Origin of the sequence: Serratia sp. BNK-23 (assembly GCF_047456145.1) — a bacterium.
Taxonomy (GTDB): domain Bacteria; phylum Pseudomonadota; class Gammaproteobacteria; order Enterobacterales; family Enterobacteriaceae; genus Serratia; species Serratia nematodiphila.
This window is the reverse complement of the sequence record NZ_CP179900.1, coordinates 1,905,931-1,928,922: the sequence shown is the minus strand read 5'-3', so window position 1 is coordinate 1,928,922 and position 22,992 is coordinate 1,905,931. Positions and strand designations below refer to the sequence as shown.

At 61.8% G+C, this 22,992-nt stretch carries 25 protein-coding genes; 5 read left to right on the top strand and 20 right to left on the bottom strand.

Going from position 1 to position 22,992, the window contains the following annotated elements:
* Positions 1–18: 18 nt before the first annotated feature.
* The 11 genes from flgL to flgB all read right to left on the bottom strand — a co-directional run bounded on the left by flgL (position 19) and on the right by flgB (position 10,093).
* Positions 19–978 carry a flagellar hook-associated protein FlgL gene (flgL, locus tag ACMGF9_RS09085; RefSeq protein ID WP_015378250.1) on the bottom strand — a complete coding sequence of 320 codons (960 nt, stop codon included), beginning with the start codon at positions 976–978 and terminating at the stop codon, positions 19–21.
* 59 nt (positions 979–1,037) lie between these two features.
* Positions 1,038–2,687, bottom strand: a complete 1,650-nt coding sequence (gene flgK, locus ACMGF9_RS09080; protein ID WP_015378251.1) for a flagellar hook-associated protein FlgK — start codon at positions 2,685–2,687, stop codon at positions 1,038–1,040.
* Between the two features lie 205 nt (positions 2,688–2,892).
* Positions 2,893–3,837, bottom strand: coding sequence for a flagellar assembly peptidoglycan hydrolase FlgJ (gene flgJ / locus ACMGF9_RS09075; protein ID WP_004934815.1), 945 nt, complete (start codon positions 3,835–3,837; stop codon positions 2,893–2,895).
* Complete coding sequence (locus ACMGF9_RS09070; RefSeq protein ID WP_004934816.1) at positions 3,837–4,937, bottom strand: flagellar basal body P-ring protein FlgI; 1,101 nt, start codon at positions 4,935–4,937, stop codon at positions 3,837–3,839. Before ACMGF9_RS09070 ends, flgJ begins: the two co-directional genes overlap by 1 nt.
* A 10-nt stretch (positions 4,938–4,947) precedes the next feature.
* Positions 4,948–5,649 (bottom strand): flagellar basal body L-ring protein FlgH, encoded by a 702-nt coding sequence (gene flgH / locus ACMGF9_RS09065; RefSeq protein WP_004934817.1) that lies wholly within the window; start codon positions 5,647–5,649, stop codon positions 4,948–4,950.
* Positions 5,650–5,732: 83 nt separating this feature from the next.
* Positions 5,733–6,515 (bottom strand): flagellar basal-body rod protein FlgG, encoded by a 783-nt coding sequence (gene flgG / locus ACMGF9_RS09060; RefSeq protein ID WP_004934819.1) that lies wholly within the window; start codon positions 6,513–6,515, stop codon positions 5,733–5,735.
* 18 nt (positions 6,516–6,533) lie between these two features.
* Positions 6,534–7,289, bottom strand: a complete 756-nt coding sequence (locus tag ACMGF9_RS09055) for a flagellar basal body rod protein FlgF (RefSeq protein WP_015378254.1) — start codon at positions 7,287–7,289, stop codon at positions 6,534–6,536.
* A gap of 12 nt (positions 7,290–7,301) precedes the next feature.
* Positions 7,302–8,525, bottom strand: a complete 1,224-nt coding sequence (gene flgE / locus ACMGF9_RS09050) for a flagellar hook protein FlgE (protein ID WP_015378255.1) — start codon at positions 8,523–8,525, stop codon at positions 7,302–7,304.
* Between the two features lie 54 nt (positions 8,526–8,579).
* The gene (flgD, locus tag ACMGF9_RS09045; protein WP_004934824.1) at positions 8,580–9,257 is read right to left on the bottom strand and encodes a flagellar hook assembly protein FlgD; all 678 of its coding nucleotides are present in this window, start codon (positions 9,255–9,257) and stop codon (positions 8,580–8,582) included.
* Positions 9,258–9,269: 12 nt separating this feature from the next.
* Positions 9,270–9,674 (bottom strand): flagellar basal body rod protein FlgC, encoded by a 405-nt coding sequence (flgC, locus tag ACMGF9_RS09040; protein WP_004934826.1) that lies wholly within the window; start codon positions 9,672–9,674, stop codon positions 9,270–9,272.
* Positions 9,675–9,679: 5 nt separating this feature from the next.
* Entirely contained in the window at positions 9,680–10,093 is a 414-nt protein-coding gene (gene flgB, locus ACMGF9_RS09035) for a flagellar basal body rod protein FlgB (RefSeq protein WP_015378256.1), read from the bottom strand.
* A 160-nt stretch (positions 10,094–10,253) separates the two neighbouring features.
* On the opposite strand from flgB, the gene flgA reads away from it, so the two are divergent.
* The 5 genes from flgA to ACMGF9_RS09010 all read left to right on the top strand — a co-directional run bounded on the left by flgA (position 10,254) and on the right by ACMGF9_RS09010 (position 12,721).
* Entirely contained in the window at positions 10,254–10,907 is a 654-nt protein-coding gene (gene flgA / locus ACMGF9_RS09030) for a flagellar basal body P-ring formation chaperone FlgA (RefSeq protein ID WP_015378257.1), read from the top strand.
* Between the two features lie 129 nt (positions 10,908–11,036).
* Entirely contained in the window at positions 11,037–11,348 is a 312-nt protein-coding gene (flgM, locus tag ACMGF9_RS09025; RefSeq protein WP_004934832.1) for a flagellar biosynthesis anti-sigma factor FlgM, read from the top strand.
* Positions 11,349–11,387: 39 nt separating this feature from the next.
* Positions 11,388–11,822: a flagella synthesis protein FlgN gene (locus ACMGF9_RS09020; protein ID WP_004934835.1), complete on the top strand. Its 435-nt coding sequence runs from the start codon at positions 11,388–11,390 to the stop codon at positions 11,820–11,822.
* 229 nt (positions 11,823–12,051) lie between these two features.
* A complete protein-coding gene (locus tag ACMGF9_RS09015) occupies positions 12,052–12,426 on the top strand; it encodes a type II toxin-antitoxin system RelE/ParE family toxin (RefSeq protein ID WP_004934837.1) in 375 nt (124 codons plus the stop codon).
* On the top strand, positions 12,419–12,721 hold the full coding sequence (locus ACMGF9_RS09010; RefSeq protein ID WP_015378258.1) for a helix-turn-helix domain-containing protein: 303 nt from the start codon (positions 12,419–12,421) through the stop codon (positions 12,719–12,721). The genes ACMGF9_RS09015 and ACMGF9_RS09010 overlap by 8 nt, the downstream gene beginning before the upstream one ends.
* 2 nt (positions 12,722–12,723) lie before the next feature.
* Here the strand turns inward: ACMGF9_RS09010 and ACMGF9_RS09005 are convergent, their stop codons facing one another.
* From ACMGF9_RS09005 to ACMGF9_RS08965, 9 genes are all read right to left on the bottom strand, one after another.
* Entirely contained in the window at positions 12,724–13,128 is a 405-nt protein-coding gene (locus tag ACMGF9_RS09005) for a flagellar protein FlhE (protein WP_015378259.1), read from the bottom strand.
* Positions 13,128–15,206: a flagellar biosynthesis protein FlhA gene (flhA, locus tag ACMGF9_RS09000; protein ID WP_021504090.1), complete on the bottom strand. Its 2,079-nt coding sequence runs from the start codon at positions 15,204–15,206 to the stop codon at positions 13,128–13,130. The genes ACMGF9_RS09005 and flhA overlap by 1 nt, the downstream gene beginning before the upstream one ends.
* Positions 15,199–16,350 carry a flagellar biosynthesis protein FlhB gene (gene flhB, locus ACMGF9_RS08995; protein ID WP_015378261.1) on the bottom strand — a complete coding sequence of 384 codons (1,152 nt, stop codon included), beginning with the start codon at positions 16,348–16,350 and terminating at the stop codon, positions 15,199–15,201. The genes flhA and flhB overlap by 8 nt, the downstream gene beginning before the upstream one ends.
* Before the next feature lie 165 nt (positions 16,351–16,515).
* Positions 16,516–17,160 carry a protein phosphatase CheZ gene (cheZ, locus tag ACMGF9_RS08990; protein WP_004934858.1) on the bottom strand — a complete coding sequence of 215 codons (645 nt, stop codon included), beginning with the start codon at positions 17,158–17,160 and terminating at the stop codon, positions 16,516–16,518.
* Between the two features lie 10 nt (positions 17,161–17,170).
* Positions 17,171–17,560, bottom strand: a complete 390-nt coding sequence (gene cheY, locus ACMGF9_RS08985; RefSeq protein WP_004934862.1) for a chemotaxis response regulator CheY — start codon at positions 17,558–17,560, stop codon at positions 17,171–17,173.
* A 102-nt stretch (positions 17,561–17,662) separates the two neighbouring features.
* Entirely contained in the window at positions 17,663–18,712 is a 1,050-nt protein-coding gene (locus tag ACMGF9_RS08980; RefSeq protein ID WP_004934865.1) for a protein-glutamate methylesterase/protein-glutamine glutaminase, read from the bottom strand.
* Positions 18,712–19,584: a protein-glutamate O-methyltransferase CheR gene (gene cheR, locus ACMGF9_RS08975; RefSeq protein ID WP_414160207.1), complete on the bottom strand. Its 873-nt coding sequence runs from the start codon at positions 19,582–19,584 to the stop codon at positions 18,712–18,714. Before cheR ends, ACMGF9_RS08980 begins: the two co-directional genes overlap by 1 nt.
* Before the next feature lie 28 nt (positions 19,585–19,612).
* Positions 19,613–21,238 carry a methyl-accepting chemotaxis protein gene (locus tag ACMGF9_RS08970; protein ID WP_004934871.1) on the bottom strand — a complete coding sequence of 542 codons (1,626 nt, stop codon included), beginning with the start codon at positions 21,236–21,238 and terminating at the stop codon, positions 19,613–19,615.
* Between the two features lie 76 nt (positions 21,239–21,314).
* Positions 21,315–22,985, bottom strand: coding sequence for a methyl-accepting chemotaxis protein (locus tag ACMGF9_RS08965; protein WP_015378264.1), 1,671 nt, complete (start codon positions 22,983–22,985; stop codon positions 21,315–21,317).
* Positions 22,986–22,992 lie beyond the last annotated feature (7 nt).

Genomic DNA, 22,992 nt, shown 5'->3' with positions numbered 1-22,992 from the left:
GGCAACGGGATATTGCTCTTAACGATTCATCTGGAACAACGACATGCCCTGCATATCGCTGAAGGTTTTATACGACGCCTGCAGCGCCGCCTGCTGCATGAAATAAGACGAGATAGACTCGGCCAGGTCGGCATCCGTCAACGCGCTCATCTGGATCTGGTTGGTCATATCGCGCTCTTTGCCGATGCTGTCCAGTTGATCCATCTCCTGCAGCTGGCTGCCCAGCTCGGCGCGCACGCTCAGCACGTTGTTGTAGGAGTTGTCCAGGCCGCGGTTGGCTTTCGCCAGCGCATCGTTCACCTGCTGCTTGGTGGCCTCGTCGGCGCCCTGCAGCGGGATTTTCAGCGCGTTCAGCGCGATATCGATGCTCTCGAATACGTTGCTGACCGGTGCGCTGCCGTCCGGCTCGGGCTTCGGGTTGCTGGTCAACGACATGAACACCGCGTTGCCGGTATGGCCGATGGTCATGGTGCGGTTGGCGTCCACTTTCTGCTGAACCGTCTTGTCGCCGCCCTGATAGCTGACGGTGCCGCCGTTGTCGACGAACGGCGCCTTGTCGTTCACATACCCGCCGAACATATAGCGGCCGTTGCCGTCGGTGCTGTTGGCCTGGTTCAGCAGCTGATCTTTCAGCCCCTGCAGCTGAGTGGCCAGCGACTGGCGATCGTTATCGCTTTCCGTACCGCCGGCATTGACGATCAGCGCCTTCATGTCCGCGATGGTGGAGGTCGCGCCGGCCAATACCGTTTCTTCCATCGACACGTTCTGACGAGCGAAGGTGCGCGCCAGCGTGTACTGGCTGTTTTCCGCCTGCGATTGCGACAACATCACCGCGCGCGACGCCGCCAGCGGATCGTCGGACGGGTTGATCACCCGCTTGCCCGAGGAAAGCTGCTCGGCCGCCTTCATGAACAGCGACTGGTTGCCCGTGATGCCGTTCATGTTCTGTTGGTACATCATGCTGGTGCTCATGCGCATGCTGTGGGTTCCTTACTCTGAGCGACCGGCGCCGTTATCGGCGCCGATTAACAATGAAATCAACGAATATTCAGCAGCGCGTCGAACAGCGAGCTGGCGGTCTGAATCACCTGCGCGTTGGCCATGTAGTACTGCTGGAAACGCAGCAGCTCGCCATACTCTTCGTCAAGGTTGACACCGGACATCGACTGCTGTTGCGCGCCCAGCTGCGTGACGATCTTGGCCTGCGAGGTGGCGATGGCCTTGGCGGCAGCGGTCTGGTTGCCGACGCCGCTGACGATGCCGGCGTAAGCGCCGCTCAGGGTCGCCTTGCCGTCCACCAGGTTTTTGGTTTGCAGATCCAGCAGCTTCTTGGCGTTTTCGTTATCGCCGCGGCCGCTGTCGTCTTTACCGGCGGCGGCGATCTTGGACGAATCGGTGATGGCCACTTTCAGATTGCCCGCCACGTCGCTGACCGGCTTCACGGTGAAGCTGTCTTTGGCCTGCGCATTGCCGTCGATGCTCACTTCCAACCCGTCGAAGTTCAGCGTCGGCTTGCCGTCGGCGCTGGTGCCCGGCGTCGCGTTGACTTTTACGTTGTCCGGCAGGCGGCTGACCTGCCAGCTGCTGCCGTCGAACTCGACGCGATAATCGTTGGCCTTCACCTTGCCGGTATCGGTGTAAGAGACTGACAGCGACGCGTCGCCGGTGTTGCGGGTGTTATCCACCACCCGGCCGCCGCTGAAGCTGAAGAAGTCGCCGCCCGCGTCGCCGTTCAGATCGAAGCCGGCGCGATGCTGTTGGTTAAAGCTGTCCGCCATCGCCAGCGCCAACTGGCCCAGCTGATTGCGCACGCCGTCCAGCGTTTCGCTGCGGAATTTCAGCACGCCGCTCAGCGTGCCGCTGGTGATCTGGCCTTCCGGCACTTCGCTGGCGCCGTTGCCGCGGTTATAGCCGATGGTCAGACGGGAAGGATCGCTGCTGGATGGCACGGCTTCCACCTGATAGGTGTTGCTGCCCTGCACCAGGGTCAAGCCGTTGGCGAAGGAGACGGTATAGGCGTCGCCGTCCTGTTGCGTGACCTGTACGCCCACCAGCTGGTTCAATTCGGTGACCAGCTGATCGCGCTGATCCAGCAACGCATTCGGCTCGCCGGCGGCGCTGCCGCGCAAACGGGTGATCTCGTCGTTCAGTTTGGCGATCTGTTGGCCGTAGCTGTTGATTTGCTGCGCCGTATCGCTGATCTGCTGATTAACGCCGTTATCCATGTCGCGCAGGAATTTGTCGGTGTTGTTGAACTGATTCACCAGGCCGTTGGCCTTGCCCAGCACCGTCTGGCGCGCGGCGTCGTCACCGGCGTTGCTCACCAGGTTCTGCAGGTTGGTAAAGAAATCCTGCATGTTGGTCGACAGCGGGTTGGTCTTGCTCGCCAACAGGTTGTCAATCTGCGAAATCTTCTCGTAATAGGCGTTTTGCGCCCCGAACGCGCTTTGCGCGCCGCGCAGCTGGTTGGTGATGAACTGGTTGTACTCGCGATTAACGCTGGTGACGGTCACGCCGTTGCCGATAAAGCCGCTCATGGTGGCCATGCCGCCGTTCTGCGCCAGGATCGCGGTCTGACGGTTGTAGCCCGCCACGTTGTAGTTGGAGATGTTGTTGCTGACGGTACTGAGCGCCACCTGAGCCGCATTCAGCCCGCTCATCGCGGTATTGATTAAGCTATTGGACATCGGAATTCCTTATGCTGCGGCGCCGGCGGCCCACAGGGTTCTTAATTGAGCTGCTGAGCCTGTTCGCTCAGCCTGTTTCGGTTATCGGCAAAAATGAGAAGAACTTGAGGAAAAAAAGCGGCAATGTAGTCAGCATCCAGCGAGCCTCCATTGCCGCCTACCCCTAAATAATTGGCGCCGCTGCGGCGTCAAGAATGACGGGGGTTTAGAACAAATCTTTCAGATCGTGGGTGTAAGCTTTCACCGCCTGCTCCCCCGCGCTCTTCATCTGCTGAATCACGCTGACCAGCTTGCTGGCGTACTGCGGGTCGGTGGCATAGCCGGCGCGCTGCAGCGCATGCGCCGCCTGTTCCGGGCTGCGCGCGGCGGCCACGTCGGCGTAGCGCGGGTTGTTGGTCAGCAGTTTGACGTAATCGGCGATCGCCTCGACGTACGACCCGTAAACGCGGAACTTCGCCTTCACCTTCTTCGCCGCGCCCTGTTCGAACTCGGTGGTGGTGATCTCCGTTACCGGCCCGTTCCAGCTGCCGCCGGCCTTGATGCCGAACAGGTTGTAGCTCGGCGTGCCGTCTGAGGTCGGGATCTCGCGCTGCCCCCAGCCGGACTCCAGCGCCGCCTGCGCGACGATCAGCTGATGCGGAATGCCGCTCTGCTGGCTGGCGACCTTCGCCGGTATCGACAGGCGGGCGACGAAGTTGCCGTTGTTGAGCGACAGCGGCGCGGCGGCCGGCGGCGCTTTCGGCATCGCGCGGCGCACCATCTGCTCCAGCGCCTGGTTCGGCAGCGTTTGCAGCACCTCGTTGTCCAGCGCCATCGGCGACAGGCCCGCGGTTTCACTCGGCACCGCGTTGGCGTTGCTCATCTGCTTGACCATCATGTCGGCCAGCCCCAGCCCTTTTTGCGACATCTGCTGGGCGATTTGCTGATCGTACATCGAGGTATAGAGCCGCGTTTGATCGCTGCTCAATACCCCGTCCTGCGGCAAGGCGGATCGCATGCTTTTCAGCATCATCTGCACGAACATGCCTTCCACCTGCTGGGCCACCTGCTTGAGGTTGCCCTGCGGGTCGGCCGCCGCGTCGCGCTTCAGGCCGTTCAGCGCCTGGGCGTCATAGGCCGCGCCCGACATCGCCATCAGATCGCCGGCCATCAGATGATTTCCAGCTTGGCGCGCAGGCAGCCGGCGCTCTGCATCGCCTGCAGGATCGACATCAGATCGATCGGCGTGGCGCCCAGCGCATTCAGCGCGCGGATCACATTGTTCAGGTTGGCGCTGGCATTCACCTTCTGCAGCGACCCACCCTGCTGTTGCACCGAGATCTGGGTGTTAGGCGTCACCACCGTCTGGCCGCCGCCGAACGGGGTCGTTGGCTGGCTGACAGTGTTCTGCCGATCGACCACCACCGACAGGTTGCCCTGGGCCACGGCGCAAGAATCGAGGATCACATCGCGGTTCATCACCACCGAACCGGTGCGCGAGTTGATGATCACCTTGGCGTCCATCGCGCCGACGTTGACGGTGATGTTTTGAATCTCCGCCAGGAAGCGCACCTGAGAGCTGTTGCCCTGTGGCACCAGCACCTGAATGGTGCGGGCGTCGAGCGGCGTCGCGGTGCCGCCGCCGCGTTGGCGGTTGATGGCGTCGCTGATCTGCTGCGCCAGCGTGAAATCCTCGTCGTTCAGCTGCAGGTTGAGCACCCCGCCGCTGCCGAAGGTGGTCGGCAACTCGCGTTCGATGGTGGCGCCGTTGCTGATGCGCCCGCCCGCCAACTGGTTGACCTGCACGCTGCTGCCGCCGGCCGCCGCGCCCGCGCCGCCCACCAGCACGTTGCCCTGCGCCAGCGCATAAACCTGGTTATCCACGCCTTTGAGCGGCGTCATCAGCAGGGTGCCGCCACGCAGGCTCTTGGCGTTGCCCATCGAAGAAACCACCACGTCGATATTCTGCCCGGCGCGCGAGAACGGCGGCAGTTTGGCGGTCACCATCACCGCCGCCACGTTTTTCAGCTGCATATTGGTGCCCGGTGGCACGGTGATACCCAGCTGCGACAGCATATTGCTGAGGCTTTGGGTGGTGAACGGCGTCTGCATGGTCTGGTCGCCGGAGCCGTCCAACCCCACCACCAGGCCGTAGCCGATCAGGGCGTTGTCTCGCACGCCCTGCACCGTCACCAGATCGCGGATGCGCTCCGCCGCCGCCGGCAAGCACACCAGCCCGACGCACAGCGCGATAAACCATTTTTTCAGCATCAGTCAATCCTTAGAACGGTGAAACATTTAAGAAGAAGCGCTGCAGCCAGCCCATGGTCTGCGCCTCGTTGATATAGCCATTGCCGACGTATTCGATCCGCGCGTCCGCCACCTGCGTCGAGGTGACCGAGTTGTTGCCGCTGATGGTGCGCGGGTTGACGACGCCGGAGAAACGAATGAATTCGGTGCCCTGGTTGATGGCGATCTGCTTTTCCCCCACCACGTGCAGGTTGCCGTTGGCCAGTACCTGGTTGACCGTCACCGTAATGGTGCCGTTGAAGGTGTTGTTGGCGTTGGCGCCGCCCTTGCCGCCGAAGGTGCTGTCGCCGGAAATGTCCATATCGGCGCGCGCATTGCCCAACAGGCCGTCGAGGTAACGCGGCGAGGTGGCGACGCCGAACTTGCTGGCGCCGTTGCGGCTGGCGTTGGCGGAGGAGCTTTTGCTGGCGCTGACGTTTTCCTGCAGCACGATGGTCAGGGTGTCGCCGACGTTGCGCGGCCGGCGGTCTTCGAACAGCGGCTGATAGCCGTAGTTCATCGGCTGCACCGTCTGGAAGATTGAGCCGTTCGGCATCGGCGCGCTGGCCGGCGCGGGCTGCGCCGTGGTCGCGCCGTCCACCAGCGGTTTATGCGGAATATAAGCGCAGCCGCTCAGCGTCAGCATCACCATTCCCGCCAGCCAGCGTTGTCCCTGCCGCGGCAGGATTGCCATCGAATATGTGGTTACCACGGGTATCGCCTTTGTTTCACGAAAGAGAATGACGGGCGCGGTAAGCCGGGCCCGTCAAGGACAGATTACAGTTGCGTCAGCTTTTGCAGCATCTGATCGGAGGTCGATACCGCTTTGCTGTTGATCTCGTAAGCGCGCTGAGTCTGGATCATGTTGACCAGCTCTTCCGCCACGTTAACGTTGGAGGTCTCCACGTAGCCCTGATACAGCAGACCGGCGCCGTTCAGCCCCGGCGTGCTCTCGTTCGGCGCGCCCGAGCTTTCGGTTTCCTGATACAGGTTCTCGCCCACGCTCTCCAGACCGCTGTCGTTGACAAAGGTCGTCAGCGTCAGTTGGCCCACCTGCTGAGCGGCGGTCTGCCCTTGCTGGGTAACGCTGACGATGCCGTCGCGGCCGACGGTGATGGACAGCGCGTTCGCCGGAATGGTGATCGCCGGCTGCACCTGGAAACCGCTGGAGGTGACCAGCTGGCCGTTCTGATCGATCTGGAACGACCCGTCACGGGTGTAAGCCTGGGTGCCGTCCGGCAACATCACCTGGAAGAAACCCTGCCCCTTGATGGCGACGTCTTTGCTGTTGTTAGTCTGCGACAGGTTGCCCTGGCTGTGCAGGCGCTCGGTCGCCACCGGGCGCACGCCGGTGCCGATCTGCAGACCGGAAGGCAGCGTAGTCTGCTCGGAGGACTGCGCGCCCGGCTGACGCATGGTCTGGTACAGCAGATCTTCAAATACCGCACGCTGGCGCTTGAAGCCGTTGGTGCTGACGTTCGCCAGGTTGTTGGCGATCACGTCCATGTTGGTCTGCTGCGCGTCCAGACCGGTTTTGGCAATCCATAAGGATGGAATCATCGGTTATTTCCTTGCTGCTTAGCTCACTGAGAGCAGTGAGTTGGCACGCTGTTCGTTTTCATCCACGCTGTGGATGACCTTCATTTGCATTTCAAAACGGCGGGCGTTGGCGATCATGTCAACCATGGTCTCCATCGGCTTGACGTTGCTGCCTTCCAGCACCCCGGGCATCACCCGCACCTGCGGATCGTTTTGCAACTGATTGCCGCGCAGCTGTTGGGTTTCCGGCGTCAGGCGGAACAGCCCGTCGTCACCGCGCATCACTTCGCGCGCATCGGCCTTCACCAGCTTCAGGCGGCCAATCTGCGCGATGGTGTTCGGCGGATCGCCGGCGTTCAGCGCCGAAATGGTGCCGTCGGCCGCGATGGTGATCTCCGCCGACGGCGGCACCTCGATCGGCCCGCCGTCGCCCATCAGCGGCATCCCCTGCACCGTCAACTGCCCGGTGGAGGAAATCTGAATGTTGCCGTTGCGGGTGTAAGCTTCACCGCCGCCCGGCAGGCTCACCGCCAAAAAACCATCCTGCTGCAGCGCCACGTCCAGCGGGCGCGCCGTGTAGTTCAGCGCGCCCTGGCTCATGTCGGCGCCCGGCGTCGAGGCAGTCACCAAGGTGCGTGTCGCCAGGCTCGGACCGTCGACCGGCACCGCGCGCAGCGCGGCGAGCTGGGCGCGAAAGCCCGGCGTCGACGCATTGGCCAGGTTGTTGGCGGTAATGGATTGCTGCTCCAGCGTTTGGCGAGCCGCGCCCATCGCGGTATAAATCGCGTGATCCATAACTCGGCCCTATTAGCGCAGGCTAACCAGCGTCTGCAGGATGGAGTCCTGCGTCTTGATGGTCTGGGCGTTGGACTGGTAGTTACGCTGTGCGACGATCATGTTCACCAGCTCCTGGCTCAGATCGACGTTGGAAGACTCCAGCGCGCCGCTGGTCAGCTTACCGAAGCCGCCGCCGCCCGACAGACCAACGCGTGGCTGGCCGGACGCGCCGGTTTCCTGCCAAACGTTATCGCCCTGCGACGCCAGCCCTTCCGGGTTGGAGAAGTTGGCCATGACGATCTGACCCAGCACCTGGGTCTGCTGGTTGGAGTAGATGCCCACCACTGTGCCGTCGTTGTTGATCTGGAAGTTGGTGTATTCACCGGCGGCATAGCCGTCCTGCGCCACCTTGCTCACCGAGTCGCTGCCTACGTTCTGCTGCATGCTGCCGGCGAAGCTCAGGGTGAAGTTTTGCGCCGGCGCGCCGTCTTTGGCGGTCATCGGGATCACCATGCTGAACTCGCCCGGCGCGCCGTTGGTGCTGGTGGTTTTCACCAGATTACCGCTGGTGCTGAACTCCATGGTGCCGGCGTTCACTGGCGCCGCGCTGCCGTCCTGGGTGTAGACCTGCCACTTGTTGTCTTCGGTCTTCACAAAGTAAGCGTTGATGTTGTGCGCATTACCCAGCGAGTCGTAAGCGGTGATGGTGTTGACGTAGTTGTAGCTGTCCTGCTTGGTCGGATCGAAAGTCTTGTTTTCCGGCACTTTATGGGTGGACTTCAGGTTGGCCACCATCTCGCCGGAGGTGGACGCCTTGGCGTTCATCATGCCTTCGGGAATGCTCAGCGGCACCGGGTTGGCGCCCTGCTGGATGGTCGGTGGGGAACCGGCCGCCGGGTAACCGGTCAGCTGCAGGCCCTGCATGTTGGTCAGGTTGCGGTTCTCGTCCAGTTTGAACTGGCCGTTGCGGGTATAGAAGATGCCACCGTCTTTATCCTGCATGCGGAAAAAGCCGTTGCCGTTGATGGCCACATCCAGCGCGCGGCTGGTGCCGGTGGTGGTGCCGCCCTTGAAGTTCTGGGTGATGCCGGACACTTTGACGCCCAGCCCGACCTGCGAACCGGCGAACATGTCGGCAAAGGAGACGCTGCCGGATTTGAAGCCCGCGGTTGCGGAGTTGGCGATGTTGTTACCGATCACGTCCAGGTTGGTTGCTGCCGCGTTCAAGCCGCTGACTGCCTGAGAAAAGGCCATGTTATTCTCCGAATAGTGGTCAGGCTATCGTCCGATTGAGCCTGATGCTTAGGGTTATAAGATCTGTCGCACGTCTTCCAGGGTGGCGTTGCCCGCCAGGCCGAGATCCAGCTTGGCGCCGTTGCCGTCGCGGATCACGCCATTCACCAGCCCGAAGTGCAGGCTGCGCGCCACCAGCTGCTCGCCGTTGCCTTTGGCGTTAATCGCCACTTTGTAGGCGCCGTCGGGCGCGGTGGAGCCGTCATCCAGCGAGCCGTCCCAGGTGAAGGCGTGCACGCCGGCGGTCAGGCCGCCAATTTCAATGGTGCGCACCACCTGCCCGCTGGCGTTGGTGATGGTGGCGGTCACCTGATCGGCGGCGCGCTCCAGTTCCACGCCGAACGGCGTGGTGCTGACCTTGCCGTCCTTGCTGCCGACCAGAATATTGTTGCCCGGCACCATCACGCCGTGACCGATCAGCGCAGTGGCCTGCAGCGACTGGTTGCTGTTGATCTGGCCGGAGATCGACCCCAGCGTGGTGTTAAGCTTTTCGATACCCTGAACGGTGTTGATCTGCGCCAGCTGCGACGTCAGCTCGTTGTTCTGCATCGGATTGGTCGGATCCTGGTTTTTCAACTGCGCGACCAGCAGCGTCAGGAAGCTGTTGTGCAGATCCTGGCTGTTGGTGGTCTTGCTGTTGTTACCGATGACGGTGTTGTCCAACGACTCGTTGGTGGTTGCGGCGATAGCCATGGAAATCTCCGGTTACTGACCCAGCGTCAGGGTTTTCATCATCATCGACTTGGTGGTGTTGAGCACCTCGACGTTGGCCTGGTAGCTGCGGGAAGCGGAGATGGTGTTGACCATTTCCCCCACCACGTCGACGTTCGGCATGCGCACATACCCCTTGGCGTCCGCCAGCGGGTTGCCCGGCTGATACACTAGGCGCTCGGGCGCCGGATCGTCCACCACCTGGGCGACGCGCACGCCGCCGGTCGGCTGCCCTGGCGCCGCCGCGACCTGGAACACCACCTGCTTGGCGCGGTAAGGTTCACCGTCCGGGCCGGTCACGCTGTCGGCGTTGGCCATGTTGCTGGCGCTGACGTTCATGCGCTGGGATTGCGCCGATAACGCCGAGCCGGAGATATCAAAAATATTCAGTAAAGACATGCGCCTTATCCTTGTTGCAGCACGGACATCATCCCTTTGATCTGCCCGTTGAGCAGCGTCAGGTCGGTCTGATATTTCAGGCTGTTATCGGCAAAGTTGGTGCGTTCGCGATCCATGTCCACCGTATTGCCGTCCATCGACGGCTGGTCCGGCACTCGGAACAGCAGATCAAGCTGTGGCGGCTGCAGGGTCTGCGCCGGGATGTGGCGCGCCGCCGTCAGGTTCAGCGCCATGCCGTTGCCGCTGACGCGCCCCTGCTCCAGTACTTTGTTCAATTGGCTGGCGAAATCGATATCTCGCGCCTGATAACCCGGTGTGTCTGCGTTGGCGATGTTGGCGGCCAGAATTTCCTGCCGCTGGGCGCGCAAGTTCAGCGCCTCTTGGCCAAAGCGCAGAGCCGCGTCCAGTTTGTCGAGCATGCTCCCTCCGCGAGGTTAGAATTTGGAGTCGACAGCATAAACGCCCCCTGCGCCACCCTATCGCGGGAATAAACGCAAAATGGGGCGCTATTTATCTGCTTAGCCTGCGCGCGCTGCGGGTACACTTACGCGTATCCCGATGAAGCTTGAGAAGATGACGATGAAAGGTAAAATGCTGCTGCTTATCGGCCTGCTGTGCAGTCTGAACGCGCGCGCCGACGATCTGGCGACGCAAATCGAAAGCTTCATCCAAGGCAAGTTCAGCGGCGAACCGGTACAGGTAAAAGTGCGGGTGCGCACGCCGCCGAACCAATGGCCCGCTTGCGAACTGCCGCAGCTGTCGCTGTCGCCCAACGCGCGGATCGGCGGCAACGTCAGCATTTCGGCGCGCTGTGGCCAGGAGCGGCGTTTTATCCAGACGCAGGTGCAGGTGTTCGGCCGCTATCTCGTTTCGGCGCGCGGCATCAGCGCCGGCAGCCGGTTGACGGCGGCGGATCTGGCGTTGAAACAGGGCCGGCTCGATACCCTGCCGCCGCGCGCGCTGACCGAAGCGGGCAAAGCGTTAGGCGCCGTCAGCCTGCGCAACATCAGCCCCGGTCAGCCGCTGACCCTCGCCATGCTGCGCCGCGCCTGGATTATCAAGGCTGGGCAACCGGTGCAGGTCAACGCACAGGGCGAAGGATTCAGCATCAGCGGTGCGGGTAAGGCGATGAACAACGCCGCCGCCGAAGACAGCGTGCGGGTACGCATGGCCTCCGGACAGATCGTCAGCGGCGTGGTCGGGGACGACGGCGCGATCCGCATTACGTTATAAAAAAGTAAAGGTTCCGCCAACCTTGCCGATAAGACAAATCAAGCAGCATTTTATTGGCCACCAGGGCCGCAACACTTTCATTGCAGCGTCGTCGCCCGCGAGCGGCGACGGCGTAAACGGAGATGGACCATGAGTATCGATCGCACCCAGCGGTTACAGCCGGTTTCCACTGTGCAACCGCGTGAAACCCCGGCCGACAACCCGCTCCAGCCGCGCAAGGCCGCCGTGGCCGAAACCGCCGTCAGCGGCACGCAGGTCAAACTGAGCGAGGCGCAGGCGCGCCTGATGCAGCCGGGCACCCAGGATATCGATATGGGTCGGGTCGAGGCCATCAAACAGGCGATCCGCAACGGTGAACTGAAGATGGACGCCGGCAAAATCGCCGATGCGCTGCTGCAAGACGCGCAGAGCGATGTTCAATGGATCGCCGGACGCGACTGACAGCACGCGGCGAATAGCGGTAAAGGATAAGTCATTACTATGGAAAAGCTGGCACAACTGCTGGATAAACTGTTGGAAACGTTGCAGGCGCTCAATGGTGTGCTGGAGGAAGAGCACGACTTGCTGTGCTCCGGCCAGTTGCCGGGCGTGGCCTTGCAGCGCGTCACCGATGCCAAAAGCCAACTGCTGGCGACGGTCGCTTATCTCGAGCAACAGCGCCTGGGGCAGGAAAAAACCTGCGGGCAACGCGCCCCCTATGCCAGCCAAGCGCCCCTGGCCGATCGTTGGCAGCGCGTTCAATTGCTGAGCCAAACGCTGCGCGAAAAGAACCAGCACAACGGTCTGCTGCTCAATCAGCAGATCGACCATAACGCTCAGGCGCTGGCCATCCTCAGTAAAAACAACAAATCGCTGTATGGCCCGGACGGCCAGTCGCACGCCGGCAGCCTGCTCGGCAGAAAAATCGGCGTTTGACCTGACTCATTTGCCCGGTGAGCCTATCACCGGGCATGCGTTCACCGGCTTCTGCGCATCCCGTCGCATTTTCTCCCTATCACTCTTTGAATTCACTTAAGGCTTTGCGTCAGGCTGCGCATGGCGTGAATTTGGCTGTTTCTTTCTCTTTGGCCTCTTGTCACCCTGTGGTTATTTTTAAACCACTTGAAATATACCCTTAGAGGGTATAGATTCGCAGGGAGAGCGAATGGCCGACATTTATCTCACCAAAACCTTTCAGGGTTTTGCCGCACGCGAGCGCATTAGCGACGCCACGATAGTGAAAGCGGCGCGAGAGATGCAACATCAGCTGTACGATGCCAATCTTGGCGGTTGCGTATACAAAAAGCGCATCGCTCGGGCTGGTGCGGGCAAACGTGGCGGCTATCGGGTACTGATCGTTTTTCGCGATGAAGACCGCCTGTTTTTTATGCGCGGCTTTGCCAAAAGTGAGAGAGAAAACATCAGTGCGGATGAGTTACAAGGATTGAAACATCTGGCTGCGCTGTATCTGGATTATTCGCCATTCAGACTCTACCAGCTGGTCAACAACAAGGAATTACGGAGGCTAAGCGATGAGTAAAATTCTTGCCGAGATCCACCAGGAAGTTCAGGGCCTGCATCGCGCCGGTTTCGTCGATGACGTGACCATGCGCACCTTCGACATGCTGTGTCTGCGGCCGGTGAAACAGTTCGGGCCGGCCGAGATCCGCGCGCTGCGCGAACGGGAAAACGTCAGTCAGCCGGTGTTTGCGCTGTATCTCAACGTCAGCAAAAAAGCGGTGCAGAAATGGGAGCGCGGCGAAGCGCAACCGAACTCCGCCGCGATGAAACTGCTGACGCTGGTGGAACGCAACGGCCTGCAAATTCTGGCCTGATGTTACTGATAATTGACGATCACCTGATTGCCAATCACCCGCAGCGGCGGATTCAGCCCGCCTTGCGACTGCACGTAATAGACAAAGCGCAATTCCGCATTGGCCGGTTCGCCCTGCAGACCGTTGCTGCTGCCGCTGCCGCCGCCCAGCGGAATACAGCGGTTTACCGTGCAGAGCTGGGCCTGCAGCCCCACCGGTTCCGGCCCCAGCAAACGGTAGCGCCAGCTGACGCTGGTGATGCGCGCATGGGCATCCGGCAGCGCGTTCGGCGGCCGCAAAGCGGCGGATTCATCGCGCATCCCGCCCTGTTCCAGCGTGACCCCCGCCCCTTCAGCCACCCAGGAGCCGGACACCGCGCCGGCGGCGAGCGGAGCCAGCAAACAAAATACGAACAGACAGCGTTTCATCAGGCCGCTCCGATGGTCGAGGTCATGCGAATCTGGCGATCGTCGTTGATCTCCAGATTGGACAACACCACGATCTGCGGCAGGCTGCGACGCAGGAAGCGCGCCAGCAAGGCCCGCAGCGCATGGTTGACCAGCAGCACCGGCGGCGCGCTGAGCATTTCTTGCCGCTGCAACGCCTGGCGTGCCTGATCCAACAGACGATCGGCCAGCCCCGGCTCCAGGCCGCCGCCGCCCTGCAACGCCTGCAGCAACAGACGCTCTAACTGGGTATCCAGGCCGATAACCTGAATCTCGCCGTTGCCCGGGAACCACTGCTGCGTGATCGCCCTGCCTAGCGCCACTCGCACCACGGTGGTCAATTCATAAGGATCGCTCTGCGCCGGGGCGTGTTCCGCCAGCGTTTCGACGATGGTGCGCATATCGCGAATGGAAACGCGCTCGGCGAGCAGATTTTGCAGCACTTTGTGCAGCGTCGTCAGCGACACCACACCCGGCACGAAGTCTTCGGTCAGCTTCGGCATCTCCTGCGACACGCGATCCAGCAGCTGTTGGGTCTCCTGGCGGCCAAACAGCTCGCTGGCGAACTGGCCGATCAGGTGATTGAGGTGTGTCGCCACCACGGTGCTGGCCTCCACCACGGTAAAGCCCTGGATCTGCGCCTGCTCGCGCAAGGCGCTGTCGATCCATACCGCCTCGAGCCCAAAGGCCGGATCGACGGTTTTGTCTCCCGCCAGCTCGCCTACGGCATTGCCGGGGTTGATCGCCAGCCAGCGGCCCGGCTGCGCTTCACCGCTGCCGATCTCGACGCCTTTCATCAGGATACGGTAGCTGGCAGGCGGCAGTTCCAGGTTGTCGCGAATGTGCACCACCGGCGGCAGATAGCCCATGTCCTGGGCGAATTTCTTGCGGATGCCGCGGATACGGCCCAGCAGTTCGCCGTTCTGCTGAAAATCGACCATCGGAATCAGCCGGTAGCCCACCTCCATCCCCAGCGGATCTTCCAACTGCACGTCGGCCCAGCTGGCTTCGGCGGCCTGCGGATTCTCCGGCATCACCGGATCTTCCACCGTTTTCGGCGCCTGTTGTTCACGGCCGCGCAGCCACCAGGCGAGGCCCAACAGAGCCGCGGTAAACAGCAGGAACACCAGGTTCGGCATGCCCGGCACCAGGCCCAGCAGCCCCAGCACCCCGGCGCTCAGCAGCATCACGCGCGGATTGTTGAACAGCTGGCCCACCATCTGCTCGCCGACGTCCTGATCGGTCGCGACGCGGGTGACGATGACGCCGGCGGCGGTGGAGATCACCAATGCCGGGATCTGCGCCACCAGGCCGTCACCGATGGTCAGCAGCGTATAGCTTTCCGCCGCAGCCCCCAGCTCCATGCCGTGTTGCACCACGCCGACCAACAGGCCGCCGACTACGTTCAGCACCATGATCATCAGGCCGGCGATGGCGTCGCCGCGCACGAATTTACTGGCGCCGTCCATCGAGCCGTAAAAGTCGGCCTCCTGGGTCACTTCGGCGCGGCGTTTCTTCGCTTCGTCTTCACCGATCAGGCCGGCGTTCAGATCGGCGTCAATCGCCATCTGTTTGCCCGGCATGCCGTCCAGCACGAAACGCGCGCCCACTTCGGCGATACGCCCCGCACCTTTGGTGATGACCATAAAGTTAATCAGCACCAGGATGATGAACACCACGATGCCGATGGCGAAGTTGCCCCCCACCAGGAAGTGGCCGAAGGCTTCCACCACGCGGCCGGCGGCGGCGGAGCCGGTGTGCCCCTCCAGCAAGATGATGCGTGTCGACGCGACGTTGAGCGACAAACGCAGCAATGTGGAGAACAGCAGGATGGTCGGGAAGGCGGCGAATTCGAGCGTGCGCTGGGTGAACATCGCCACCAGCAGCACCATGATCGACAGCGCGATGTTGAAGGTAAACAGCAGGTCGAGGATAAACGCCGGCAACGGCAACACCATCATCGACAGGATCAGCAGGATCAGCACCGGGCCGGCCAACACCTGCCACTGCGTATCTTTAAAATTGCCCGGCAAACGAAGCAGGGAGGCCAAATTAGCCATCAGAGTCACTCTCTTTTGCAAAATCCAGTGCTTCCGGCACCGGTAAACGTTCAGGTTTTTTCGGGATCAGGCCGCCCTCGCGCCGCCAGCGGCGCAGCTGGTACACCCAGGCCAGCACCTCGGCGACCGCGGCATACAGGGTGGCCGGAATATGCTGGCCGATCTCGCTGTGCCGATACAGCGCGCGCGCCAGCGGCGGCGCCTCCAGCATCGGGATGCGGTGTTCCGCACCGAGTTCGCGAATGCGCAAGGCGATTTCGCCGGCCCCTTTGGCCAGCACTTTCGGCGCACTCATTTTTTTGTCGTTGTACTGCAACGCGACGGCGTAGTGCGTCGGGTTGGTGACGATCACGTCCGCCTTGGGCACGTCGGCCATCATGCGGCGCCGGGCGATCGCCCGCTGCTGCTGACGAATGCGTCCCTTGACGTGCGGGTCCCCTTCCTGGTCTTTGAACTCGTCGCGAATATCCTGCTTGGTCATCTTCAGCTTCTTGAAGTGACTCCACAGCTGATAAAACACGTCGAACGCCACCATCGGCGTCAACCCCAGCACCACCAGAAAACCGCAGAACAGAATCATCTGCAGCGCGTTGCCCAGCGCATCGAGCGGCTGCTGGGTCATCAGATGCAGCATCGCCGCCCAGTTGTGCCACAGATAGAGGCCAGTCACCCAACCGACCAGCGTCGCTTTCAGGATCCCTTTCAGCAGCTCGGCCAGCACCTGGCTGGAAAAGATGCGCTTCAACCCGGATAGCGGGTTCAGCCGCTTCAAATCGAACTTGATCGACTTGCCGCTGAACAAAATGCCCCCCAGCAACATCGGCGCGGCGAGCGCCACCAGCACCAGCCCCGCCATGATCGGCAGCAGCGCCAGCACCGCCTGGCGCAGCAACATGCCCAATTGGCGCAGCATCTGTTTATCGTTGCTGACCATGCCGTGATCGAAGTTCAGACCTTGCGTGAGCATCGCCGCCAGCTGTTGCGCCATGTTGCTGCCGGACATCAGGATAATCGCCAGGCCCGAGAGCAGCATCAGTACCGAGGTCAGCTCGCGCGAGCGCGGGATCTGGCCGTCTTCACGCGCCTTTTCCAGCCTGTGGGGCGTGGGGGCCTCGCTTTTTTCCAGATCGCTGTCTTCAGCCACGAAACGCCGTTCCTGTGTCGGGAGGGTAAAGAATGGCGGTCAGCATGCCAAAAAATTGGCGATGTCATTGGGGGAACAACGGGGAAAAAGGCGGGTTATTTAGGGGATGAGACCAAAACGACGTGGCTTGTTGTCGGGGCGCGCCGTCGCGCGCCCCGAAAGGCCTCAGAAACCGAGGCTGTCGAGCAGATCGTCGACCTGCGCCTGATTGGCGATCACGCCGACGCCGTTCTGGTCGAGCTGCGGGCCGTTCAGCAGGCTGTCGTTCGGCCGTTTTTCCTTCACCGGCTGCTCCGGCATGTTTTCCATCAGCACCATCAGCAGCTGCTTTTCGATCTCCTGTACCACGTCCATCATGCGCTTGATCACCTGACCGGTCAGATCCTGGAAGTCCTGCGCCATCATGATCTCCAGCAGCTGGGCGTTGGTGAAAGCCGTATGGCCCGGCACCTGATCCAGATACTGGCGCGTGTCGTTGACCAGAGAACGCGCGTCGTCCAGTTCGATGGGATTGGCGAACCACTCGTCCCAGCGCCCTTTCAACGCGTTGGCGCCGGATTCCAGCTCCGCCTGGCGCGGTTGCGCCGCCTCTACGCAGTTCAACGCCCGTTCCGCCGCCTGCGCCGTCATGGTTACGACATAGTCAAGACGGTCGCGCGCATCCGGGATCGCCTCTGCCGCCTGGGCGATCGCCTGATCGAGCCCCAGTTCGCGCATGCTGTCGCGCAGCATTCGGGTCAGTTGGCCGATGCGGGAGATGATCTCTCCCGCGGTCGCTGCATCGCTGGCAGGCATTGGAATGTCTCTCATCGCCCTCTCCTTACATGCCCAATTTTTCAAAAATCTTGTTGAGCTTTTCTTCCAGCGTCGCCGCCGTAAATGGTTTTACTACATAACCGCTGGCGCCGGCCTGCGCCGCCGCGATGATATTTTCTTTCTTGGCTTCCGCGGTCACCATCAGTACCGGCATCGCGGCCAGCGCGCTGTCGGCGCGGATGGTTTGCAACAGCTCAAGCCCGTCCATGTTCGGCATGTTCCAGTCGGACACCACGAAGTCGAAACCGCCGGCGCGCAGCTTGTTCAGCGCATCCGCGCCGTCTTCAGCTTCTTCGACGTTGTTGAAGCCCAGCTCTTTGAGCAAATTTCTGACGATGCGGCGCATGGTGGAAAAATCGTCCACAACCAGAAATCTGAGGTTCTTGTCTGCCATTGTTACTCCTGAAATAGTTAACCGTTTAATGATGCAACACCGCAGGCCGCCGCACGGCGAACCTGGGTCATATCGCCGCCGGGAAGACCCTGCGGACTGAAATCAAATGCGCAATGCCTGGCCGCCGGCGATCTGCGCCAGCATGCGCTGGCTCATTCTGTCCAGCTCGACCACTTCGCTGACGCCGCCGCTGGCGATCGCCTCGCGCGGCATGCCGAACACCACGCAGCTCGCCTCGTTCTGCGCCAGGGTATAGGCCCCGGCGCGGTGCATCTCCAGCATCCCCGCCGCACCGTCGTTGCCCATGCCGGTGAGGATCACCCCCACCGCATTGCGGCCGGCGTATTGCGCCACCGAGCGGAACAGCACGTCGACCGAGGGGCGATGGCGGTTGACCGCCGGGCCGTCATGCAGCTTCACCTGATAGTTGGCGCCGCTGCGCGTCAGCTCCAGATGGCGGTCCCCCGGCGCGATATAGGCGTGGCCCGGCAGCACGCGCTCGCCGTCCTCCGCTTCTTTCACCGTGATCTGGCACAGCTTGTTCAGCCGCTCGGCGAACGAACGGGTGAAACCCGGCGGCATGTGCTGGGTGATCAGCAGCGCCGGGCTGGTAGCCGGCAGCGGCTGCAGCACCTGGCGGATCGCTTCGGTGCCGCCGGTGGAGGCGCCGATGGCGATCAGTTTTTCACTGCTCAGCAGCGGCGCATGGCTGAGGATCGCCGGCGCCGGGCTGCTGGAGCGCTGAGGCAGACGCGCTCTGGCCGCGGTGCGGATCTTCTCGGCAATCAGCTCGCTGTAGGCCAACATGCCCTCGCGAATGCCGAGTTGCGGTTTGGTGACGAAATCCACCGCGCCCAGTTCCAGCGCGCGCAGCGTGATTTCCGAGCCTTTGCCGGTCAGCGAAGAGACCATCACCACCGGCATCGGCCGCAGGCGCATCAGCTTCTCGAGGAAATCCAGCCCGTCCATGCGCGGCATCTCGACATCCAGCGTCAGCACCTGAGGATTAAATTTTTTGATCAGATCGCGCGCCACCAGCGGATCCGGCGCGGTCGCCACCATTTCCATGTCGGGATGGCCGTTCACGATTTCCGTCATCAGCTGGCGCATCAGTGCCGAATCGTCTACGCATAACACTCTGATTTTACTCATTACCTCTCCTTGGTCAGCCCATACACGGTCTGCCCACGCAAGTAGAAATCCCGGCTGATCTGGCTGAAATTCTCGGAGTGGCCGGCGAACATCAGCCCCCCCGGCTTAAGCAAGGGAACGAAGCGGCGCAGGATGCGCTCCTGCGTCGTCTTATCGAAATAGATCATGACGTTGCGGCAAAAAATGGCGTCGAATTGCCCCGGCAGCGCCCACTCCGGCGCCAGCAGATTCAGCGGCTGAAAGTTCACTCGCGCCGCCAACTCCGGCCGTACGCGCACCAGCCCCTGATGCGGACCGGTGCCGCGCAGAAAATAGCGCTGCATTTGGGTCGGCGTCAGGGTGCGCAGATCTTCCTGGCGGTAAACGCCCGCCTCCGCTTTTTCCAGCACCTGCGTATCGATGTCGCTGGCCCAGACCTGGCAACTGCCGGCCCGCTGCCCCAGGGCATCGCTCAGCGTGATGGCGATCGAATACGGCTCTTCGCCGGTCGAGGCCGCGGTGCTCCAGACGCTGTAGCCGTTCGGCCGCGAGCGCGCATGCTCCGCCAGGATCGGGAAGTGATGCGCCTCGCGGAAAAATGCCGTCAGGTTGGTGGTCAGCGCGTTGATGAACGCCTGCCACTCCGCGCTGTTCGGATCGCTTTCCAGCAGCGCCAGATAATCGCCGAAATCGTGCAATCCCAGCAGCCGCAACCGGCGCACCAGGCGGTTGTAAACCATCTCGCGCTTATGCTCCGCCAGCACGATGCCGGCGCGTTGATAAATCAACTGGCTGATACGGCGAAAATGCACGTCCGACAGCGGCAGGCGCTGCACCATTTGCGTCAACATCGACGCAGTATCCCGGTTAGAAGTTGACGGCGCCTGTTTCATGCCGCCTCACCGGAGTAAAACGTGCTGCTTATGCGGTTTGACAATCTTGGGCTTCCTTTACCACGGGTGAAACTGCGTTGTTGCTGTTACCTGGCGCGACGAAGTTATCGTCCGCCAGACGGAATACCGCGACCGCGTCGGCCAGGGTAATAGCCTGCTCTTCCAGCGCGGTGGCGGCAGAAGCGGATTCTTCCACCAGCGCGGCGTTCTGCTGGGTAACCTGATCCATCTGGGTCACCGCCTGCGTCACCTGCTCGATGCCGCGGCTCTGTTCATCCGAAGCCGACGCGATCTCGCCCATGATGTCGGTGACGCGCGTCACCGAACGCACGATGTCCTGCATGGTGGCGCCGGAATTTTCCACCAGCACCGAGCCGTGTTTGACGCGGCTGACCGATTCGTCGATCAGCACCTTGATCTCTTTCGCCGCCTGCGCGCTGCGGCTCGCCAGGTTGCGCACTTCGCCGGCGACCACGGCGAAACCGCGCCCCTGTTCACCGGCGCGCGCCGCTTCCACCGCCGCATTGAGCGCCAGAATGTTGGTCTGGAAGGCGATGCCGTCGATCACGCTGGTGATGGCGCCGATTTTCTGCGAGCTGTTGGCGATATCGTGCATGGTGGTGACCACGTCCCCGGCCAGTTCGCCGCCCTTGGCCGCGGTGGCCGAAGCGTCGCGCGCCAGCTGAGAGGCCTGCCGCGCATTGTCGGCGTTCTGTTTCACCGTCGCGGTCAGCTGTTCCATGCTGGCGGCGGTTTCTTCCAGCGAAGCGGCCTGCTGCTCGGTGCGGGAAGAGAGATCGTTATTGCCTTCGGCGATCTCCTGCAGGCCGATCAGAATCGACTCCGCACCGTCGCGAACCGCGCCGACGGTACCGATCAATGACTGCTGCGTGCGTTGCAGGCTGGCGAACAACATGCTGATTTCATTGCGGCCATACACCTGAATCGGCGTCGCCAAATCGCCGGCGGCGATGCGTTCAAAGTGGCTGCGGATTTGGTTCAGCGGCTGTACCAACATGGTGCGCAACCACCACATGGCGCTGCCGGTCACCACGATCAGCATCAAGACCGCCCCCGCCAGCATCAGGCCCGCCAGCGTGAAGGAGAATTGGTTGGCGTCTCGAGCCTCGCTGATGTCACCGTTGACCAACTGCAGGTACTGCACGAAGTCAGCCTCAAACAGGTCCTGGGTTTTCTGCGTCGGCTGATCCATAAACGCCTGCAGCTCGCCCTTTTCCAGGAAACCGATCAGTTCACGCAGTGCGCCGCGCAGCCGCTCGTAGCTGGCCTTGGTGGTGGCCGTCTGCTGGTTCTGCTGTTCACTGCTGCGTTCAACCGCCATAAACTGATTGAAATAGAGATCGGCCTTCTGCAGCGAACTGCGGGCGCTGCTCATCAATTCGTTCACCTGCTCCTGCGGCAGTTTCAGCGCCGCGCGGGTGCCGGCGCGGTTCAGCGTATTGCGCGCCTGCAACAGCGACACCCAGCTCAGGCTGAGCGAATCGCGCTGCTGGCTGCCGAGGGTGATGATGTCGAGGTTGTGGTTATCGGAACGAAACGCGGAATACGACAGGCCGCTGCTGGCCAACTGCAGAACGCAGAAGGTCATCAACAACAGGAACAAGCTGGTAGAGATACGGATTCGGTTAAACACTGTGAACCTCCTTGCAGCCGGCCGGCGACCGGCCTACGTAGGGAAAAGGGCCTCTGCGAGAGAGGCCCGATACCGGTCAGAACGTTTCCCAGTTATCCTGCAGATCGCTGGCGTTCATTTTCTTATGATTGATTACCGGTGTTACCGTCGCCTTGCTGGTGACAGGCGCTTTAAACTCTTCCTGGCCTTCCGACCTCAGGCGGAATACCGCTACCGACTGGGTCAGCATGCTGGCCTGTTCTTCCAGCGCCGCCGCCGCCGAGGCGGATTCTTCCACCAACGAGGCGTTCTGCTGGGTCACGCGGTCCATTTCCGCTACCGCCTGGCCAACCTGATCGATACCGCGGCTCTGCTCGTCGGAAGCCGAGGCGATTTCGCCCATGATGTCGGTCACGCGGGTGACGGCGTTGACGATGTCACCCATGGTTTCCCCGGCGCTTTCCACCAGCACGGAGCCCATATCGACGCGGCTGACCGAGTCTTCGATCAGGCCTTTGATCTCTTTCGCCGCCTGCGCGCTGCGTTGCGCCAGGTTGCGCACTTCACCGGCCACCACCGCGAAGCCGCGGCCCTGTTCACCGGCGCGCGCCGCTTCCACTGCGGCGTTCAACGCCAGGATGTTGGTCTGGAAGGCGATACCGTCGATCACGCCGGTAATATCGGCGATCTTCTGCGAGCTGCCGGCGATGTCGTGCATGGTCTGCACCACGTTGGCCACCACCTTGCCGCCTTTCTGCGCGGTTTCGGAGGCGCTCAGCGCCAGCTGTGAAGCCTGACGGGCGTTTTCGGCGTTCTGTTTCACCGTCGCGGTCAATTGCTCCATGCTGGCGGCGGTCTCTTCCAGCGAAGCGGCCTGCTGCTCGGTGCGGGAGGAGAGATCGTTGTTGCCCGCGGCGATTTCAGACGCGCCGCTGTAGATGGCGTCCGCACCCTGGCGCACGCCGCTGACGGTTTCGATCAGTTCGCTTTGCATGTGTTTCAGGCTGGCCGCCAGCACGCCCATTTCGTTGCGGCTGTTGACGACGATCTGCTGAGTCAGGTCGCCGGCGGCGATCTGTTTGATGTGGTCGATCATGCGGTTCAGCGGGCGCACCAGGATGTGATGGATACCGGTCCAGACCAGTACGATCACCGCCAGCACCACCACCAGCACCACGATCAGCGTCCAAATGGCCGAGTTGTAGGAGCTGTTGCTGCCGTCGACCGCGATTTGGTACAGCTTGCCGTTTTGCTCCAGATAAACGTTGTAGCTCTGCTCAAAGTTGTCCTGGTAACTCTGCGTAGGCTGATCGAAGAAGGCGTTGATTTTGCCTTCGCCCAGCAGTTGGATCAGCTCGGAGAGCGCGCCGTACAGCACATCGTACTGCTGCTTGAGGCGTTCCGCCGACTGAGGATCCTGGCGCGGGTCCTGAGGAATTTTCTCGTACGCGGCGTAGTGTCTTTCCGCTTCACCCAGCTCTTCCTTCGCCTTGGCCAGCAGTTCATCAATGGTGGCGCCGCTGCCGATCTTGTTGGTATCCATCATGTAGCGGATACCGGCGCGGTTCAGGGAGTTGCGCGCCTGCAGCAGGTCAACGCGGCTTTCACTCAGCTGCAGCTGCTGCTGGCGGATCGTTTGCAGGACGGTAAAGTTTTCCTTATCGCTTTTCAGCGAGGAGAAAAAAAGTCCGCCCGAAATCAACTGCAAGGCGCCAAACAGCACCAACACCAGCAACAGGCTGGTGACCACCTTCATACGATTTAACATGATTTCC